This is a genomic window from Oscillospiraceae bacterium NTUH-002-81, from assembly GCA_032620915.1.
Lineage (GTDB): Bacteria > Bacillota > Clostridia > Lachnospirales > Lachnospiraceae > JAGTTR01.
In genome coordinates this window covers 789376-807648 of record CP136052.1, presented here as the reverse complement: position 1 = coordinate 807648, position 18273 = coordinate 789376, and the positions used below count along the sequence as shown (strand labels likewise).

19 protein-coding genes are annotated in these 18273 nt (G+C 48.1%); 3 read left to right on the top strand and 16 right to left on the bottom strand.

What is annotated here, in order from left to right:
* Positions 1 to 115: 115 nt before the first annotated feature.
* Genes RJD28_03885 through RJD28_03870 form a run of 4 tightly spaced genes read right to left on the bottom strand, consistent with a single transcriptional unit; the run spans position 116 to position 3161 of the window.
* On the bottom strand, positions 116 to 1015 hold the full coding sequence (locus RJD28_03885; protein WNV58675.1) for a transporter substrate-binding domain-containing protein: 900 nt from the start codon (positions 1013 to 1015) through the stop codon (positions 116 to 118).
* 36 nt (positions 1016 to 1051) lie between these two features.
* Complete coding sequence (locus tag RJD28_03880) at positions 1052 to 1840, bottom strand: amino acid ABC transporter ATP-binding protein (protein WNV58674.1); 789 nt, start codon at positions 1838 to 1840, stop codon at positions 1052 to 1054.
* Between the two features lie 6 nt (positions 1841 to 1846).
* Positions 1847 to 2521: an amino acid ABC transporter permease gene (locus RJD28_03875; GenBank protein ID WNV58673.1), complete on the bottom strand. Its 675-nt coding sequence runs from the start codon at positions 2519 to 2521 to the stop codon at positions 1847 to 1849.
* Entirely contained in the window at positions 2502 to 3161 is a 660-nt protein-coding gene (locus RJD28_03870) for an amino acid ABC transporter permease (GenBank protein ID WNV58672.1), read from the bottom strand. The genes RJD28_03875 and RJD28_03870 overlap by 20 nt, the downstream gene beginning before the upstream one ends.
* A gap of 689 nt (positions 3162 to 3850) precedes the next feature.
* Between RJD28_03870 and RJD28_03865 the strand changes: the two genes are divergently transcribed.
* Positions 3851 to 4711 carry a class I SAM-dependent methyltransferase gene (locus tag RJD28_03865; GenBank protein ID WNV58671.1) on the top strand — a complete coding sequence of 287 codons (861 nt, stop codon included), beginning with the start codon at positions 3851 to 3853 and terminating at the stop codon, positions 4709 to 4711.
* On the opposite strand, the gene RJD28_03860 is transcribed toward RJD28_03865, so the two are convergent.
* Complete coding sequence (locus RJD28_03860) at positions 4633 to 5670, bottom strand: LysR family transcriptional regulator (GenBank protein ID WNV58670.1); 1038 nt, start codon at positions 5668 to 5670, stop codon at positions 4633 to 4635. The genes RJD28_03865 and RJD28_03860 overlap by 79 nt on opposite strands.
* Before the next feature lie 264 nt (positions 5671 to 5934).
* On the bottom strand, positions 5935 to 6783 hold the full coding sequence (locus RJD28_03855; GenBank protein ID WNV58669.1) for an acetoacetate decarboxylase family protein: 849 nt from the start codon (positions 6781 to 6783) through the stop codon (positions 5935 to 5937).
* A gap of 278 nt (positions 6784 to 7061) precedes the next feature.
* Here RJD28_03855 and RJD28_03850 point away from each other — a divergent pair, with 278 nt between their 5' ends.
* Positions 7062 to 8183 carry a DUF3048 domain-containing protein gene (locus RJD28_03850; GenBank protein WNV58668.1) on the top strand — a complete coding sequence of 374 codons (1122 nt, stop codon included), beginning with the start codon at positions 7062 to 7064 and terminating at the stop codon, positions 8181 to 8183.
* 98 nt (positions 8184 to 8281) lie between these two features.
* Here the strand turns inward: RJD28_03850 and RJD28_03845 are convergent, their stop codons facing one another.
* The 5 genes from RJD28_03845 to RJD28_03825 all read right to left on the bottom strand — a co-directional run bounded on the left by RJD28_03845 (position 8282) and on the right by RJD28_03825 (position 13650).
* Positions 8282 to 9601: an L-serine ammonia-lyase, iron-sulfur-dependent, subunit alpha gene (locus RJD28_03845; protein WNV58667.1), complete on the bottom strand. Its 1320-nt coding sequence runs from the start codon at positions 9599 to 9601 to the stop codon at positions 8282 to 8284.
* 30 nt (positions 9602 to 9631) lie between these two features.
* Positions 9632 to 10912, bottom strand: coding sequence for a TRAP transporter large permease (locus tag RJD28_03840; protein ID WNV58666.1), 1281 nt, complete (start codon positions 10910 to 10912; stop codon positions 9632 to 9634).
* Positions 10909 to 11427 (bottom strand): TRAP transporter small permease, encoded by a 519-nt coding sequence (locus RJD28_03835; GenBank protein ID WNV58665.1) that lies wholly within the window; start codon positions 11425 to 11427, stop codon positions 10909 to 10911. The genes RJD28_03840 and RJD28_03835 overlap by 4 nt, the downstream gene beginning before the upstream one ends.
* 98 nt (positions 11428 to 11525) lie before the next feature.
* Complete coding sequence (locus RJD28_03830) at positions 11526 to 12602, bottom strand: TRAP transporter substrate-binding protein (protein ID WNV58664.1); 1077 nt, start codon at positions 12600 to 12602, stop codon at positions 11526 to 11528.
* Positions 12603 to 12639: 37 nt separating this feature from the next.
* Positions 12640 to 13650: a M14 family metallopeptidase gene (locus tag RJD28_03825; GenBank protein WNV58663.1), complete on the bottom strand. Its 1011-nt coding sequence runs from the start codon at positions 13648 to 13650 to the stop codon at positions 12640 to 12642.
* Between the two features lie 263 nt (positions 13651 to 13913).
* Between RJD28_03825 and RJD28_03820 the strand changes: the two genes are divergently transcribed.
* A complete protein-coding gene (locus RJD28_03820; GenBank protein WNV58662.1) occupies positions 13914 to 14849 on the top strand; it encodes a LysR family transcriptional regulator in 936 nt (311 codons plus the stop codon).
* A 47-nt stretch (positions 14850 to 14896) separates the two neighbouring features.
* Here RJD28_03820 and RJD28_03815 read toward each other — a convergent pair whose 3' ends face one another.
* The 5 genes from RJD28_03815 to RJD28_03795 all read right to left on the bottom strand — a co-directional run bounded on the left by RJD28_03815 (position 14897) and on the right by RJD28_03795 (position 18227).
* The gene (locus RJD28_03815; protein ID WNV59557.1) at positions 14897 to 15895 is read right to left on the bottom strand and encodes a nitronate monooxygenase family protein; all 999 of its coding nucleotides are present in this window, start codon (positions 15893 to 15895) and stop codon (positions 14897 to 14899) included.
* A 356-nt stretch (positions 15896 to 16251) separates the two neighbouring features.
* Positions 16252 to 16755 carry a hypothetical protein gene (locus tag RJD28_03810; GenBank protein ID WNV58661.1) on the bottom strand — a complete coding sequence of 168 codons (504 nt, stop codon included), beginning with the start codon at positions 16753 to 16755 and terminating at the stop codon, positions 16252 to 16254.
* Positions 16756 to 16925: 170 nt separating this feature from the next.
* On the bottom strand, positions 16926 to 17504 hold the full coding sequence (locus tag RJD28_03805; protein WNV58660.1) for a DUF3298 domain-containing protein: 579 nt from the start codon (positions 17502 to 17504) through the stop codon (positions 16926 to 16928).
* Positions 17440 to 17736, bottom strand: a complete 297-nt coding sequence (locus RJD28_03800) for a hypothetical protein (protein ID WNV58659.1) — start codon at positions 17734 to 17736, stop codon at positions 17440 to 17442. The genes RJD28_03805 and RJD28_03800 overlap by 65 nt, the downstream gene beginning before the upstream one ends.
* Positions 17733 to 18227, bottom strand: a complete 495-nt coding sequence (locus RJD28_03795) for a sigma-70 family RNA polymerase sigma factor (GenBank protein WNV59556.1) — start codon at positions 18225 to 18227, stop codon at positions 17733 to 17735. The genes RJD28_03800 and RJD28_03795 overlap by 4 nt, the downstream gene beginning before the upstream one ends.
* Between the last annotated feature and the right edge of the window lie 46 nt (positions 18228 to 18273).

Genomic DNA, 18273 nt, shown 5'->3' with positions numbered 1-18273 from the left:
TGTTTATGGCAGGACATCATTTCCTGTCATACGCACAAGATGCAGGCGATCGGTTGTCCGACTGTGCCTGCATCTGCTGTCATATCTTATGCTTTGATCTTACTTTGATCTGTTTTTACTGTGCAGCTACTTCGCCGCCCTCTACAACCAGGCTGTCCTCGTAGTCAGCACCATAGGTGTCAACCAGGGTCTCTTCATAATCTTTGTGGAAGAACTGCTCCTCGCCCAGTGCCTTGATCTCGTCGTTGATCCAGTTCAGCAGGGTCTCATTGCCCTTGGTCACTGCAGGTGCAATGGTGTCCTGGCTGCCCAGAGTCGGGATACCTACGGTATAGCCCTCGTTCTGCAGGGCGAAAGCGATAACCTCGGTGTTGTCGTTTGCCCATGCCACGCCGTTGCCGTTCTCCAGAGCATTCTTGGCATTTGCGTAGGAATCATATTTCTGCAGCGGGATGTCCGGGTACTCTTTCAGCAGATAGGTCTCTGCGGTGGTTCCGGAAATAACGATCAGGGAATCGTCTTTGTTCCAGTCATCCAGTGTGGTGATCACATTGCTGTCAGGGGAAACCACACCCAGTGCCACATTCATGTAAGGCAGTGCGAAATCTACTTCCTGTGCGCGCTCCTCTGTTACGGTAAAGTTTGCAAGGATGATATCTACCTTGCCGGTCTGCAGATACTCGATCCGGTTGGCAGCCTCGGTGGAAACAAGGTTCAGCTCTACGCCCATATCCTCTGCCAGACGTCTTGCAAAATACACGTCATAGCCCTGGTACTCGCCGTTTTCATCCACATAGCCAAAGGGGCTCTTGTCAGAAAATACGCCGACATTGATGGTGCCGCTCTCTTTGATCTCGTCCAGGGTACGGAAAGATCCATTGGATGCGCTCTCTTCTGTCTTTGCATCACTGCTGTCGCTGCCTGCATCGGAGCTTCCCTTGCTGCCGCATGCGGTCAGAGCGAAGGTCAGGCTCAGTGCCAGTCCAAGTGCGAGAAACTTTTTGATTTTTTTCATAATATGTCCTCCATTTCCGGGTGAATGCCACCCAATCTATTCCTCAGCCGCAGGCGAAGCCTGTTTGTCGGCGTGGGTTCTCACAGTATCGAAAGTAAAGGTATTTAAAAACTGCTTTGCGCGGTCGCTGGACGGATGATCAAAAAAGGTATCGGGATCGGTGTCCTCCACGATCTTGCCCCCGTCAATGAAAATCACCCGATCTGCCACGGCCCGGGCAAACTGCATTTCGTGGGTGACGATCATCATCGTCCGTCCCTGCTCCGCCAGGCTGAGCATGACATCCAGCACCTCCCGCACCATTTCCGGGTCCAGGGCTGCCGTCACCTCGTCAAACAACAGGATCTCCGGGTGCATACAGAGTGCACGCACAATGGCCACACGCTGTTTCTGGCCGCCGGACAGCTCTCTCGGGTAGTTCTTTGCCTTTTCCTTCAGGCCCACCCGCTCCAGAAGCTCCATGGCTTCCGCTGTCACTTCCTCTTTCTTTCGCTTCTGCACCTTCATGGGTGCCAGCAGGATATTGTCCAGCACATTCAGATGCGGGAACAGATCATAGCTCTGGAAAACCATGCCGATCTTCTGCCGCAGCTCTGTCAGATTTTTACTGTTTTTGCTGATGGGCTGTCCCTCCAGCGTTACGCTGCCGCCCTGGATCTCCTCCAGCGCATTCACACAGCGCAGCAGTGTACTTTTGCCGCAGCCGCTGGGGCCCAGGATCACGATAACCTCGCCCTTGTGCACATCCAGGCTCAGATCATCCAGCACCGGATCGTCTCCGTATCTTTTTGTCAGATGCTCTATTTTCAATAATGGTTCTGCCATCCTTTTTTACCTCCACTTCTTTTCCAGATATCTGGCCAGCATACTGATGGGCCAGCAGGCCACAAAATACAGCAGGAAGATGACCAGATAAATACCAAACGCCGCGTTGGGGCTGCTCATTCGGTTGGCCTCGATGATCTGCTGTCCCACCTTCAGCACCTCCACCACGCCGACCATGAGCACCAGGCTGGTGGTCTTGATCATACGGGTGATCAGGTTGATGGACAGCGGCAGCAGCCGACGGATCGTCTGGGGGATGATGACATAGATAAATGTCTGCCTTTTATCCAGGCCCAGCGCCTCCGCGCTCTCATACTGATGCTGGGGAATGCTGATCAGCGCGCCGCGCACCAGATCACTCATCTCCGCCGTTCCCCACAGGGTAAATACAATAATGGAAGCCGTCTCTCCCGACAGATCCCAGCCAAACGCACGGGTCGTTTCAAAATAAAACAGGAACAGAAGAACCAGCTGGGGCATAATACGGATGACCTCCAGATAGATGCGCAGGATCACCTTGATGATCTTGTTTCTGGAAGTCATCAGAATACCCAGCACAATGCCCAGTGGAATGCTGATGAGCACCGCCAGCAGGCTGATCCGCAGCGCCACCCAGAGGCCGCCCAGGATACGGATCATGTTCTTGCCCTTCAATAATACCTCAAGCCCCAAATCCGGCATGACGCAGCCTCCTTTCCAGCAGGCTTCCCAGCAGAGAAACCGGCAGTAAGATCAGAAGATAAAAGACCACCAGCAGGAACAGGCTCTCTGTCGTCTGGTAATACAGACCGATCAGGTCTTTGGCCGTAAACATCAGATCCATCAGGCTGATGGCGCTGAATACGCTGGTCTCCTTCAGAAGGAAGATCACGTTTGCCACGAAGGGCGGTACGCTCACGGAAATGGCCTGGGGCAGGATCACGTAGCGCATCACCTGTCCGGCGCTCATGCCCAGACTATAGGCACTCTCCGACTGGATGGCGTCCACCGACTCCAGGCCGCTTCGGAACGTCTCCGCCATATAGCTTCCTCCCAGGAATGCCAGTCCCGCCACACCACAGACCTCCGCGTTGGTACTGATGCCCACTTTCGGCAGGCCGTAATAAATGAAAAACAGCTGCACCAGCAGCGGGGTATTTCTGCTCAGTTCAATATAGAACGCCACGATCTGCCGCAGCACCGGCACCCGGTAATACTGCACCGTGGCACAGACCAGCCCCAGCACGATGGCTGCCACGATCCCCGCCACGCCGATCCGCAGCGTCAGCCAGGCCGCCCGTTCGTAGGTGGGCAGATATTTGATGATAAATTCCCAGTTCAAAGTTTTATCCTCCCTAAAATCACAAAACTCCTATTTTTTTGATTACGAATCGCTACGCTGCACAGCAGCTCCCGCGATTCTGCCCCATCATTCAGAATCCGAGACGCTTCGCATCTCTTCTTCCTCATTGTGGGGCGTAATTGTAAATGTCTTTATTTTTTGATTACGAATCGCTACGCTGCACAGCAGCTCCCGCGATTCTACCCACATTCGGAATCCGAGACGCTTCGCATCTCTTCTTCCTCATTGTGGGGCGTGCCGTAAAGTTCCATCTTTGCTTACATGCGAGCATGACGCAAAGATGAACCTTCGGCACTGTAATCAAAAAAACCGGAAGCATCAGCTCCCGGATCACACCACAGAATTCTCTGTCTGTTCAGACCTCAGCAAAGGCGCAACACATTACCATCGGTGCAGCCCCGCCGCAAAATCCGCCCGGGAAACGTTCCACCGACAACAACACATGCCGTTATGAGAAGCTCTTCTGATACTATAAATCATGACTTCTTCCTTCTTCCGCCGTTTGTCTGTTTCAATATATGTATGATAATAACATCGAATGCGTACCTTGTCAACAGAAAATTCCTACTTATTTAATAGGATATTGTTAGATATTGTATTTCCACTTCCCAGCCTGTATAATAGGAAAGAACACCATTTTCAAATATCAGATAAAGAGGTTTTTAACTATGTGGATTGCAGATCAATGGAAAGATTATGAAGTGATAGATACGTCAGCCGGGGAAAAGCTGGAGCGCTGGGGGCAGTATATCCTCGTCCGGCCTGACCCGCAGGTTATCTGGAATACGCCGAAGGTGAGCCGGGGCTGGAAGAAGATGAACGGCCATTACCACCGCAACAAAAAAGGCGGCGGCGAGTGGGAGTTTTTCGATCTCCCGGAGCAGTGGACGATCCGCTACCGTTCCCTGACCTTTAACTTAAAGCCCTTCAGTTTCAAGCACACCGGCCTGTTCCCGGAACAGGCCACCAACTGGGACTGGTTTTCCGAAAAGATCCGAAATGCCGGACGCCCCATCAAGGTGCTGAACCTGTTCGCCTACACCGGCGGCGCCACCCTGGCAGCCGCTGCCGCTGGCGCTTCCGTCACCCACGTGGACGCTTCCAAGGGCATGGTTGCCTGGGCCAAGGAAAACGCCCGCTCCTCCGGCCTGGGGGAGGCCCCCATCCGTTGGATCGTGGACGACTGTATGAAATTTGTAGAGCGGGAGATCCGCCGGGGCAATCACTACGATGCCATCATCATGGATCCGCCGTCTTATGGCCGCGGCCCCAAGGGAGAAATCTGGAAGATCGAGGATTCTATTTACCCGTTTATCCAGCTGTGCGCCAAGCTGCTCTCCCCGGAACCGCTGTTTTTCCTCGTAAACTCCTATACCACGGGACTGGCACCTGCTGTTCTGACGTACATGCTGTCCTGTGAATTAAAGAAGTTCCACGGAACAGTGGATTCTCAGGAGATTGGCCTGCCCGTCACCACCAGCGGACTGGTACTGCCCTGCGGTGCCTCCGGGCGCTGGGAAGCAAAATAGTCTTCCCGATCAGTCATCATCCAGTCTACCTGCTGCATTTTTTCATACAGCTCTCTGGCCGCCGGGGAGATCCCCTCTTCCGACGGATAAATACTATACCCCATATCCCGGACATTGACATCTTCGCATCTGCGCAGCACGATCCCTTCCTTGCGCAGCGTGTCCGGGTGGAGGCTGGTGATCCACATGACTGCATTGTCACACTGGCCCAGCGTCTCCATCGCCCCGCCGCGGTCATACACATAGAAACGCCGCGACGGCATAACGATGCCATTCTCCTCCATCACAACCTTATAGGATGCCGATGGAATCTCATAATCCCCATACATCACCAGCAGCTGATCTTCCAGCATGTCTTTTGTGATATGCGCTCTGGATGCCAGCGGATTGTTTGCTGACATGGCCAGCAGAAATTCTTTTTCATAATGTTTTTTATACTGTAAAGAATAGGTTTTGAAATGATTCAGAAAATATGCCTCCTGTGCGCCAAAGCAATGGAGCACCCCCATCTCGGCCTCTCTGGTATGCACATCTTCCAGCACCTCAAAAGGATTCGTCTCCTTCACTGATACCCGAAACTGCGGTTTATGGGAATAGCTGTTCACGAAATCCATGACACAGCGATGAATCTGATAAGAACGGGTCACAGAAATCCGCAAACGCACACTGTCTTCCGGCTTTACCGCAAACATGTCTTCCATATCTTTTACTTCATCCAGAATGGACTGCGCCCGCTGCACAAAATCCCGTCCCTCGTCAGTCAGGCACATGCCTCTGGTGGAACGCACGAACAGCTTCACTCCCAGCTCTGCCTCCATGGCTTTGATGGTATTGCTCAGATGCGGCTGGGATAAATACAGCTTCTGGGAAGCTTTCGACACAGACCCTGTCTTCGCCACCTCGATAATATATTCCAATGCCCACAGATTCGTCGTTTTCCCCTCCTTGATTACCAGCATGATGATGCAAGTTTCCCTCTTAGACTCAGGTTTCTTTTCTTTTGCGCTCATTATATCATGATTCGCACGTCCCGTGCTTGACGCTGCTTTTAGACTCAGGTTCCCCGCACTGCCGTGCTCTGTTGCCTGCTACCGCAGGCGGAACCTTCGTTAATGGCTTGTGAAAAACAAATGTCTGCTCACGCAGCCGCTTGTTTTTCCCTGCGCACATTATATCATAAAAGATGGCCTGCCCGAAAGCAGACCATCCCAAACGTTTTATTTTTATTCCTGCGGTTTTACATCGTAGCTATAGAAAGCATAAGGCAGGTATTCCTTTGCATCCACCGGATATTCGTCCTCCGGCTGCCGGTTGCCGTCCAGCGCCAAACCGTCATAGGACATAATTGCGCCCAGCGTTTTTACCGGTGCGAACTCATACCAGGGATCATTTTCCGATTTCTGGAAAATCACTTCGCCCTTACCGATCTCCGGTTTCTTTGTTCCGGGATGCTTGGTTTTCCATACGGTTGTCAGGATCGGCTGCGGTGCTTTATCCAGGTCTTTCAGATGCACCCAGCTGCTTGCGGGCCACAGATAATTGTAAATGATCGTTGCTCCTGGATGGTTCACCGGATCCGGCGGTGTCAGCAGTTCGCCGATGGCAGCCATCAGCTCCGAATCGTTGGGCATACCATCAAACTCCGCCTTTACGGTATAATACGGGATGCCGTGTCTCTCCGCAAATCCCACAAAGGAATTGCCAGTGCGATTATAACCCAGACGTCCTGCTTTCTTTGGATAACCGCCCAGTTCCCGTCCAAGGATGGTTCCCATATCCACATTCAGTGTCATTGCCGGTACAAAAAATCCCGGCAGTCCGGTTTTCTCATGGACAGCGGCCACATAGATCGCCGCCTCCAGATATGGCACCTCAAAATTGGTTTTATGGAAAATATTGTAGCCCGCGCAGATCAGCGGACGCTTGTAGGGCAACAGACCCGGCGGCAGAAGCTCTTTCACAGCCTCCGGTGTTGTCTCATAAAATACCGACAGTACCTCTGATTCCATAAAATCACACATACCGCCACTCAATGACTCGCATACTTCTTCTCTTGTTCTCTTGAATCCCATAAAAGTCCCTCCTGTTTTTTTCAATCTCGTTCTATTTGGGAAGATCACTGATCTTCGGCACATCAATGGGGCCGTGGGTAATGTTTGTTTTTATCGTATCACGCGCCCTTTTCCCCGTAAAATTGGTATTTTCTTAGCATGTTATATTTTTAAACTATATCCTAATTTTTTCTTACTTTTTTCAAATTGCCATGGGCTTATAAGAAAACCTGTGCTATAATGGATTCTGGCAGGATTTCTGCCCAATACAGTATCAAGAGAGTGAGGGTGTAACACCAATGAAGAAAAAATCTATACTTTTCCTTCTTGCGCTGACCGTCGGCATCATGGCTATCGGCTGCGGAAAGAAAGAGGAACCCGCTTCTTCAAATGATACCTTTGTCGCAGACGAAGATGAAGAAGAAAAGGAGGAAGAAGCTCCTGTTGCAGAGGAGGAGACTCCTGTCGTGGAGGAAGAGACCCGCGAGGGCATGTACCGCAGCGAACTGACCAACGAATGGATCGATGAGAGCCTGAAGGATCAGCGTCCCATCGCCGTTATGATCGACAATGAGAAGACCGCACTTCCGCATTACGGCATGAACAGCGCAGATGTTGTCTATGAGATGATGAACAGCACGAAGAACGGACATGTTACCCGTTTCATGGCTCTGTACAAGGATTACGACAGTGTCAAGCAGATCGGCAGTGTGCGAAGTGTAAGACCGACAAACCTGCAGATTGCTCCGGAGTGGAATGCCATCGTCTGCCATGACGGCGGCCCGTTCTATATCAATGCACATCTGGAGAATCCTTATGTTGATCACTTCAGCGGAACGTTCTCCCGTGTGGATAATGGCAAGCCCAGGGAATTTACAGAGTACATCCTGACCGGTGACATGGAGAAGAACTTCAAGAATAACTCCAAGATTGACCGCAACTACAACCAGTACTACACTGGCCCGCATTATCAGTTTGCTTCCGAAAGCAACCCGGTAGATCTGTCCACTGCATCTGATTCCATTGACTGCACAGAGATTGATTTCCCGTTTGAGCATAACAATTCCAAGCTGAACTATGATGCTTCCACCGGCCTGTATATGTATTCCGAGTACGGTTCTGCACATGTGGATCCTCTGGATAACAATAAACAGATGAGCTTCACCAATGTCCTGATCCAGAACGCCCGGTATCATCAGTTTGATGAGAACGGCTATATGATTTTTTACTCTGTAGACAGCGGACGGGAAGGCTACTACATCACAGGCGGCAAGGCAATCCCGGTAACCTGGGAGAAGACCAGCGACACCGATCCGACCCGTTACTATGACAAAGACGGCAACGAGATCACCATCAACACCGGTAAGACTTATGTGGCACTGGTGGCAGATGAGTTCTGGAGCGGCCTGACCATCAAATAATTTTACAGGATTACTTTTCTTTTTTACAAAATACAAAAGGTATTCTGAATACTCTTTTCAGAGGAATCAGAATACCTTTTCTTCATTTCATAATCTAATTATTCCAACGTTTTCCCTGTACGCTTGCTAAACATAATATCAAGAATAATATTGTCCATCACCGGGGAGCCATCATTTCCAAGCCGCACAAAATTGCGGATTGTATGTGCAGGATCTTCTTCCACGATCCCTTCATCGGATGAAACACAGGTTCCTTTTATTGCCATAAACGCTGATAAAAAAGCCATGTTTACACAGGCACTGACTTTCATTGCACAGTCTGCCTTGGCTCCATCACAAAGCATTCCCGTCACGCATCCCATCATGTTATTAATGGCATATCCTATTTCTTTCGGACCCCCGCCCAGCAAATACACGATTCCGCAGCTTGCTCCGGTTCCTGCAATCGTTGCTCCGCAAAGCGCTGATAAAAGCCCGAAACGACAATGAATATAGATTGCCATCAGATGCGACAAGGTTACCGCCCGAAACAGTCTGTCGTCATCTATCCCAAAGGCTTCCGCCGCAGTAAGCACCGGTATTGTCGCTGTTATTCCCTGATTTCCCGAACCCGAATTGGTAACCACCGGCACACCAGCTCCTCCCATACGGGCATCAATTCCACTTGCTGTGCGTTCCATTGCCGCAGTCACCACATCACTCCCCATAGTTCCTTCGCTTCTGGCATTCATAATATGCTGTCCGATCGTAAGACCAAATGGTTTCTGTGCTCCCTCTTCTGCAATTCGTTTATTCACCGCAATTGCCAGTTCCACCATGTGAAGATCGTCAGTCTGGCGATCCAGTTCATTGACAAAGCGATAAATGGATTCTACGGACAATGTATGTTCCACCAAATCCGGAGATATTTTCTCCGTTCCGGTTAACTGTTGTTTTTTCAACAGACAAACACCATCTTTTTCCAGATATACCAGATTCGTATGCGCGGTTGCTATGATTGCTTTTGCCTGATGTCCGTCCGCACTTCTTACCTCCACTTCAATATACAGTTTTTCTTCTGTATTTTTCATTCCCATATGGACATGGCCGTCTTTTACCAGTTTTACTGCCTTTTCCCGCTCTTTTTCTGATGTGCTGTCAATCACCTGGAGTTGCCGTTCCACCACGCCTCCTATAGCACCAAGTGCTGCTGCATAATTAATCCCGGTGTTCGAAATTCCCGGTATTCCGGCAGACATTGCATTCTTTATGATATTCACACTAGCCAGCACGTGTACTTCAGCCACTTCTGTCCCTAACTGCTCACTTGCATAGGCTGCACACAATGCCACTGCTGCCGGTTCTGTACAACCTGTTGCAAGCTGCATTTCACTATTCAAAATTTTACAGAATAATTCCCGTTTCATCTTCTTCACCATGATATCCCTGCGTTTTATTTATTATTTTTGTCATGCGGTCAAACCCAAAATGCCCATAGAAACTGCCGGAAATGCATTTACAAGTAATAGTACAAGCAACTCTGCCACAAGAAAAGGAATGATTTCTCTTGCAATTTTTTCCAAAGGAGTATCTCCTATTACCGTAGCCACAAACAGGCAGGAACCAACAGGTGGTGTAATCGCACCAACACTTAAATTCAGACAAATAATGATACCAAATTGAATCGCATCAATTCCAAAAGCTCTGACAACCGGAAGCAGCAATGGCGCCAGAATGACAACCGCAGCGCCTCCATCCATAATGCACCCTACAACAAGAAGGAGTAGATTAATAAGAAGCAATACCATAAATTTACTGTCAGCAACTGCAAGAATTCCTGCAGACAGCTGTTGCGGAACCTGCGCCAGCGTCATCACTTTTCCAAAAACACCGGCAGCAGCCAGAAGAATAAAAATAGTTGCACCTGTCACGGCAGATTCCGATGCGCATTCCAAAATCCCTTTCAGATCGAGCGTGCGATCTACAAATAATGCTATAATTACCGCATAAATGCAACAGACTGCACCTGCCTCTGTCGGAGTAAACATTCCACTGTAAATCCCTCCAAGGATGATGACCGGAACCAGAATAGCCCATTTTGCCAGCCACATTGCCTTCAGGAAAGCAGAAAACTGAAAATGTCCGTCACTGGCTTTGAGCCCTTCCCTTTTAGCTGTCATATAAACCGCTCCGCACAAGAAAACAGCCATCAGAATTCCCGGAATCACACCTGCCAAAAACAAACTTCCTATAGATGTTTCCGTTCCTACCCCGTATAACACGAACATAACACTGGGCGGAATAATAGGGCCGATAACACCACCAGCTGCTGCAATGGCGAGTCCATAAGGTTTTCTGTATCCCTGTTCCTCCATCTCCGGCACCATCATGGAACCAATCGAGGCGGTTGTTGCAGAAGCAGATCCACTTAATGCTGCAAAAAAAGCAGATGCTACTACCGTCACCATCCCAAGTCCACCTGTAAACCTGGAAAAAACTGTTCCTATCCAATTACACAGTTTCTTGGAGATACCTCCTTTTGTCATAACCGATCCGGCAAAAATATAGAATGGAATTGCCAGAAGAGGATAAGAAAACAGAGAATTCATTGCCGCTGATGCAATAGCCGTGAGAGGCGCAAGATTCAATATGTAACAACTGATTATTGAAGACAACAGCAAAGAAAATGCAATCGGAACTTTCAATATTACCAGCAGAAAAAATAATCCAAGTATCAGCACTGTATTCATATGTCTATTTCCTCCCGAACAATCTCTTCCTGTGAACGAGTGTCACTTTCTCCCCTAAAGGTCTGTATGATCAAAAGAATAATCCGGATTCCAATCAGGAACATACTGATCGGAATAATAACAGATGCGATCCAAAATGGATACTTTCCGCCTAAAGTAGCTGCGTTTCGATTTATATAGTTAACCGTCACATAACCTCCAAGATACAGCATTATTGCACTGCATATCAGCCAAAGCATCTGTGAAAGTACAGTAAGCACTTTTCGCAAAGGCTTCGGAAACAGATCAACAAACATACTTACCAGAATATGTTTTTTCTCATGTGCAGCTGCACTGGATCCCAGATATGCCAGCCAGATCATACAAAACGTCATCATTTCTTCTGCCCAGGCTAAGGACATTTTAAATACAAATCGACAGAGCACCTGCGTAAATCCCATGATAATCAAAACGCACATGATCAAACCAAGGAGGTTCTTTTCTATACGATTATAAACCTCATATATCTTTTTCATTGCTGTTGTCCTCCTTTGTCTCGTTCTTTATTCAGCAGGGCAGCCGCACAAAACAATATCTGTGCGACGCCCCTTTCTTTATCTTTTCGCAGGCACCGTTATCTGGCGCGATATTCCTCCAGCCAGTTTATACACTTGTCCCACAGTTCAGATCCTACATCCTCACGCAGTTTCTCATAACAATAATCTGATACCTGATCAGCAAATACCTGATACTGTTCCTCTGTAACCTCATTGATTTCTACTCCGGCAGCTGCAATATCGTCATAAGTTTTTGTCTTTGTATCTGGGCTGACAACTTCCTGACAGTATTTTTCGGTTCTCTTTCCAGCCTCTTTCATTGCGTCCTGAAGATCCTGAGGATAACTGTTCAATGTATCAAGATTAAATAACATTGTCATTCCAAGGTTTGTAATTGTCAGTTTTGTATGATATTTACATACTTCCGTAAATTTCTGTGGAACAAAATTACTGGTTGTTGTATACAGGCCGTCAATTGCCCCCTGCTGTACTCCTGTATAAACTTCGCTGAATGCCATTGCTACCGGAAGTCCGCCGCAAGCCTCCAGGAAATTGTACGGTCCCGGAGAATCATACACGCGAATCTTTAATCCTTTTACATCATCCGGCGTATAAATCGGACGCTTGGTATTTTCAATTTCCTGTCCCATAATGTATTCATAGAAAATTGTTGTAAGGCCATACGATTCACATTCTTTATTAATTGCCTCGTTCATCCACTCTTCCCCGGCAGCATACAGTTCATCCCCATCTTTAAAAAGGAATGGCATGTCCTGAAGGCGCACCGCCTGCATAGGCGCAAAGGCTGTAATATTAGAAGGCCCTACCAGCGCACCGCTCAGCGTTCCATCCATAACCATTTCAACGATCTCACGTTCCGAACCCATGGTAGAATTTGGATAAGTCTCCCATTCTACTCTGCCCGGCAGAATTTCATCGACCTGTTCCTGCCAGTAATATACAAGATCCATCATTGGATTTCCATCCGCACATGGGGTCGCAATGCTGATTTTTATCTTATCCTCTGATGCTTCTTTGGAAGATGCGGAACCGGTATCCGTTTCCTGCTCTTTCTTCTGATTATTTCCACATGCACATAAGGAGAAAACCATGGCTGTTGTCAGCAAAATTGCCCAGATTTTTTTCATTTTCATTAACCATCCCTCTTTCTGAAAATTCTTTTTATTTTCATTATCCGTTATAATCAGCCGGAGGATCGATCAGGCGTCCTGCCAGGGAACACCAGTCACCCGGATGAATAACCGGAACGCTCCAGAATCCTATCACCACACCCTTCCATGGTGCATATATTTCTTCTACCCGTCTGCCAAAAAGATCATCAATCACACACAGCAAATCGCCTTCCTCAAATAATTCCCCTTCTTTTTTGATCGGCGTCATGAAGCCGCCATTACGAGAATGCAGATAATTCAATTCAATATGCATTTTGTTCTCAACCGGTTTCTGATTTGTCGGCGGAATCATTTCAAAATATGCCATAACATTTTTTATTCCGTTATAACATATTTCAATATCACGGAATCTATTATGTAAACGACTGCATTGAGATCCCACTTCCGGAATAATTGTCGGGATACCAAATGCTTTTTTGTATTCCAGAGAAGTAATTCCTGCGAATGGAAGATTCTGCTGAGACCATAGATACTGTACATTAAACGCCTTTGCCATTTCATAACATACTTTTCCAAGTTTATCATCCGGACCGTCAAACGGCAAAAATGCACAAAGCGGTTCCAGATGAAGTACATCTCCGCCTCCATGGAAATTAATGACTGCATCCGCATACTGCACGACTCTTTCCATATAAATAGCTGCCAGATAGTGTGTGGTATACTGATCTTTACGTCCGGGAAATACCCGATTCAGGTTGAAGCCATCCACAATTGTTGCACGGCTGATCACAGTAAAAGCTTCCATATTTAAGGCTGGCACTCCGATGAATGTTCCGTTGAACTCCTGACCCTCCAATTCTGCCGCAAGCTTTATAATCGCTTCTGACCCTTCTGTCTCATCTCCATGCATGGCTCCATCAACAAGCAGTGTTTTTCCGGGTTTCCCACCTTCGATGATAATAACCGGTATCTGATAGAAAGATAAATCTGCTTTCTGTCCATAATTGATAAATCCATCTGTACGGTTTTTTCTCTGAGATACTACTACATCCAACTGAATTTTTGGCATTTACATGCACCCCTTTTCTTTCATATTTCACAAAAAGTATCTTGTGTCATTATCATATCATCCCCCTATATTTAAGTCCAAAGCCTTTTTGGGTATAATTGACATATCATTTTTGGTATGATATGATTTCTATGATGTTTCTATAGGATATTCTCATAGTAATCGCATTTCAAATTTGCATTTTTTTGGTTATTTTATAACCTTCAATCATTATATTTTTGTCCTTTTTTACTCGCAGTAACACCGGAAAGGAATGACGGCATATGAATGATAAAGATTTTCACTATGTACTTACTATTTCCAAATGTAACAGTATCAGCAAAGCCGCTGAACTATTATACGTTTCTCAGCCTGCCCTCAGCAGATATATCAACTCCCTGGAGGAAAAACTTGGAGTAACCTTATTCGACCGTTCCTCCTCTCCCATCTGTCTGACACCCGCCGGTAAACGCTTTTGCATATATGCGAATACCATTCTTGATCTCGAAAACAAATTACTGCTTGAACTCAAACAGGCCTCTTCGATCTCTGGTCACACAATAAAGATAGGCGTTCCCTATGTTACCGGTGAATACATTCTTTCCAGAATAATCCCCAGGGTCATTCATGCATATCCCAACATTCAGATCGATCCCATACAGGATCTCGCCGGTAATCTGGTAAAAAGACTGACTGCACATCAGATAGATGCCGCCTTTGTGTGTTCTCCTATATCAGATGCAGCTATCCGTTCTGAATTATTGTTTTATGAAAAAATCTACCTGGTAGGACACAGAAACCATCCTGCGCTCATTGCACACGATACTGCAAATGCCACTCTCGAGCATCCTTTGATTCTGGATTTTGAAAAACTCCGGAATGTTTCTCTTATTCATTGTAAGCCTATTGCCATTATGAGTTATATTGCAGAAGAAGCTCTTAAAAAAGCACATTTTCAACCAGAAAAAGAAATAAAGGCATCTTCCCTGCCCCTTGCTTTGGATCTCACCTCTCAATGTATCGGATTTACCAGTGTTTTACATTGTCAATTGAAATATAGCCATCCCAGGATTACCCAAACCTTATGCCCAATCCATATAAATGACTGCAAACTGCCATTCTATCTCTCCTATAACTCTCATATAAGCAATACAACACCGGAAATGGAATTATTTGTAAAAGAAGTCCTGAAAGAATATCAGGCAGCACCTTATATATAAAAAAGAATTGCAGTCATGATTTTTGTCATGACTGCAATTCTTTTTTTCTATCCTATTAATTCTTTTATCAGATCATGCACGGTTGTCATTTCCCGGATGCGCCCAATATTGGCTCCGCAAAATACCAGTCCATTTTCCACATCGCCCTTCACCGCGTCAATGAGCGCCTTGGTGATGCAGTAGGGCACTTCCGCCGGATTGCATTTTTTCAGGCAGTTGTAGCATTTGCGGATGGGCGCCTTCGCCTCCTCCACCCGCCGGATAAAGGCATTGCGTAGTGCCCGCCCCGGCATGCCAACCGGGCTTTGAATGATGGCAATATCCTTCTCCTCTGCCCGGATGTACGCCTGTTTATAAGCCTCCGACACATCGCACTCCTTTGTCGCCACGAACCGGCTGGCGATCTGCACGCCATCCACCCCCAGGGACAGGGCATGGGTCACATCTTTATAGTCAAAAATACCGCCCGCGGCAATGACAGGGATGGCAGTTCCATACTTCTCTTCATATTCCCGCTTACAGGCCATGATCTTTCGCAGCTCTTCATCAAAATCATACTCCTCCAGGTGCTCCAGTTGTTCCCTGGAAAATCCCAGATGCCCCCCGGCCAGTGGCCCTTCCACTACGAGGAAATCCGCCGTCCGGTGATAATGGTGATCCCACAGCTTCAGAATCAGCTGCGCTGCCCGGGCAGAGGACACGATGGGCGCGATCTTTGTTTTCCTCGGATTCTGGATCAGCGCCGGTAAATCCGTGGGCAGTCCTGCCCCGCAGATGATCACATCGGCCCCTGCCGCGGCAGCCTCCCGTACATGATCCGCGTAATGTTTCAGGGCCGTCATCACATTGACGCCCACCAGGCCGTTTCCTCCGGCGATCTCCTTTGCCCTGGCAATATGCTTTCGAATGGCCCGCAGATTCGCCGCTGGCTGATCCCTCTCAAACCCTTCCTCCGCAAATCCGATCTGCGCTGTGGAAATGATGCCGATGCCACCCTCCCGGGCTACTGCCCCCGCCAGACCGCTCAGGCTGACGCCTACGCCCATACCGCCCTGGATGATGGGCACCTGGACTTCCCATTGACCAATCTTCAAACTCTGCACTGTGTATTCCTCCTATTATTTTGACAATCAAACTATTTTCAGTATAATCTTCTTCCCTTGTAATGTCAATATAAATAGTTTTCAGTTCTAATATATATAGTTTCTATTACTATATATTTTCACCTCTGTGAAACACACTTTTCCAGTTTCCCAGGTTATCGCAGTTTCTACTCTCTATTTCAATCATTGATGGGATACACAAACCAGCTGTTTCTATCGTTCGGGACATAAAGAAAAAGAACCGCCCCGGCATGTTTCCAATACCAGGACAGTTCTTTTATGATTCTCCATTGTCCGATTTAGTAGTTGATCCCCACAATCTTTAACGCACCGTCTGTCATGCTGAAGGTGATATTGGGCTTACCGCTGTCATCACTCATCACAAATCCTGCCATGCTGGCGGAAAGATTTTTCACATCCACACCAGCAATCATGGTTTTCAGTTCCGGCGTGAAAATCTTGTCTGCGCCAAGAGCTATCAGTTCTTCCTTGGACTCGATGACCTGTCCATCCTCTGCAAACCCGATATACACCGGATAAGCAGTCACATCCGCCAGCCCTTCCAGATCCTCAGAAGCCACCAGCAGCTGCACCTTCTGTGCAAATTCCGTCACCATTTCACTGTCCACGGAGAAATTTGCCTCCCCGTCAGATACGACATTCTGTGTGCTGTCCTCTTCTGCCTCTGTTGTCTCTACCTCTGTTGTCTCTACCTTTGTATCCTTTTCCGCCTGCTTCTGCCCGCAGCCGCCCAGCGCCAGCATCAGTACCAGTGCTGCTGCATAGGTCCCTTTTCTTCTCACGATTTTCTGTCTCCTTTTCTGCCATTCTTCGAAGCTCTTCTATCTCCATTTTCAAAATCATCCGTTCCGATGCCACCATCATGTAGAATACTCCTGTTTTCTCATCTACATTCCTGATTTAAGGTTCCAATTTTTGACCTTGATCTTTGACTTCAATCTCACAATGCCTGTCACTGCGTAATCTCAAATTCTAACCGTCCTTCCGCGCCCGGCGCGATCTCATATTTTTCCAGAACGACCACCGGATTACCGTCCGCATTCATATAGAACGAAGTATCTGCCGTGACACCCTGCCACTGTTCCAGCTCATAAGCGACACCTGTCTCTGCTGCAAGTGCCTCCGCCTGCTGCCGCACCTGCTCAGTTGCCAGCGCTGCATAATCCGCCCCCAGCACATCCTCCAGGGCGATCCATTTACCGGTATGCATATCCAATGTGTAATACCGCAGTTCGCTGTACGCACTGGTCCAGCTTTCGGTGCCGGACACCACCAGCGACAGATAATCCTCTGTCTGCGTCAGAATGTCATAGGACACCTGAATGCGGATGTCATGCGCTGCCCATTCCTCCTGGGTGCCGCCGGTTGCCAGAAATGCCTCCTTGTATTCTTCTGCCCGCTGCTGTGCCTCGGCGGCATAAGCCTCACAAAACGTATAAATGTCCTCATTGACCTGCCCGGTGACGCTATCTGTGTCCGCCGCAATGGTTTCCACAGAAGGAATTTCCACAGAAATCGCCAGCTCGTCCAAGCTGTTCCACTTCTATCGATGCCGTCTGTGACCGAACACTGTCTGTCACCGGTGTGCTCCACTTCTGTCCCACTCCTATCACCGTCGCCTGTCGCTGCACACTCCGCTTCTGCCCCATCTCCGCCGCTCTTCTGGCATCGGCTTTGGCAATCTCCTGCTGCACCCGGGCATGAAGCTCCGCCGGAATCGGAATTTCGTCATATCGCTTTTTCGCATCTTCCATTCTCTTCATATACAATCCCCCTCCTGCATCTGCACTTTCAATTTTTTCAATCCCCGATATAATTTCGCTTTTACGGTGTTCAGATTCATTGTCAGAATCTCCGCAATCTCCTTCAACGACAACTCCTCAAAATATCGCAGGCGGATCACCTCCTGCTCCGTCCATTCCAGCCGATCCAGCTGCGCCATCAGATCCTCTTCCGGTGCTTCAAAGCCCGGTTCCTGATAGCTAGCCTCCGGCTGATCTTCCCCGGAAAGCACCTCCCGCTCCCGGGCTTTCAGCAGCTGCAGACTTTCATTGACCACAATGCGGTACATCCAGGTGCGGATGGCCCGCTGGTTGTTCAGATTCTGATAATTTTCCAGCGCTTTGCACACCGCATTCTGCACAATATCCAGCGCATCTTCCTGGTTGTGCGCGTAACTGAATGCCAGCCGGTAAAACTTGTCCTGATTTTCCACAATGTACGTCACCAGCATTTCGTAAACATCCTGCTCGATGGAACTCACCTCTGTCTCTTATTTTGTCTTTATATTATAGATGAAA

Bases quoted from the DNA above. Each gene is read 5' to 3' on its own strand.
- RJD28_03885 (WNV58675.1), bottom strand. From the start codon at position 1,015: ATGAAAAAAATCAAAAAGTTTCTCGCACTTGGACTGGCACTGAGCCTG.
- RJD28_03880 (WNV58674.1), bottom strand. From the start codon at position 1,840: ATGGCAGAACCATTATTGAAAATAGAGCATCTGACAAAAAGATACGGA.
- RJD28_03875 (WNV58673.1), bottom strand. From the start codon at position 2,521: ATGCCGGATTTGGGGCTTGAGGTATTATTGAAGGGCAAGAACATGATC.
- RJD28_03865 (WNV58671.1), top strand. From the start codon at position 3,851: ATGTGGATTGCAGATCAATGGAAAGATTATGAAGTGATAGATACGTCA.
- RJD28_03860 (WNV58670.1), bottom strand. From the start codon at position 5,670: ATGCTGGTAATCAAGGAGGGGAAAACGACGAATCTGTGGGCATTGGAA.
- RJD28_03855 (WNV58669.1), bottom strand. From the start codon at position 6,783: ATGGGATTCAAGAGAACAAGAGAAGAAGTATGCGAGTCATTGAGTGGC.
- RJD28_03850 (WNV58668.1), top strand. From the start codon at position 7,062: ATGAAGAAAAAATCTATACTTTTCCTTCTTGCGCTGACCGTCGGCATC.
- RJD28_03845 (WNV58667.1), bottom strand. From the start codon at position 9,601: ATGGTGAAGAAGATGAAACGGGAATTATTCTGTAAAATTTTGAATAGT.
- RJD28_03840 (WNV58666.1), bottom strand. From the start codon at position 10,912: ATGAATACAGTGCTGATACTTGGATTATTTTTTCTGCTGGTAATATTG.
- RJD28_03835 (WNV58665.1), bottom strand. From the start codon at position 11,427: ATGAAAAAGATATATGAGGTTTATAATCGTATAGAAAAGAACCTCCTT.
- RJD28_03830 (WNV58664.1), bottom strand. From the start codon at position 12,602: ATGAAAATGAAAAAAATCTGGGCAATTTTGCTGACAACAGCCATGGTT.
- RJD28_03825 (WNV58663.1), bottom strand. From the start codon at position 13,650: ATGCCAAAAATTCAGTTGGATGTAGTAGTATCTCAGAGAAAAAACCGT.
- RJD28_03820 (WNV58662.1), top strand. From the start codon at position 13,914: ATGAATGATAAAGATTTTCACTATGTACTTACTATTTCCAAATGTAAC.
- RJD28_03815 (WNV59557.1), bottom strand. From the start codon at position 15,895: ATGGGCGTAGGCGTCAGCCTGAGCGGTCTGGCGGGGGCAGTAGCCCGG.
- RJD28_03800 (WNV58659.1), bottom strand. From the start codon at position 17,736: ATGAAGAGAATGGAAGATGCGAAAAAGCGATATGACGAAATTCCGATT.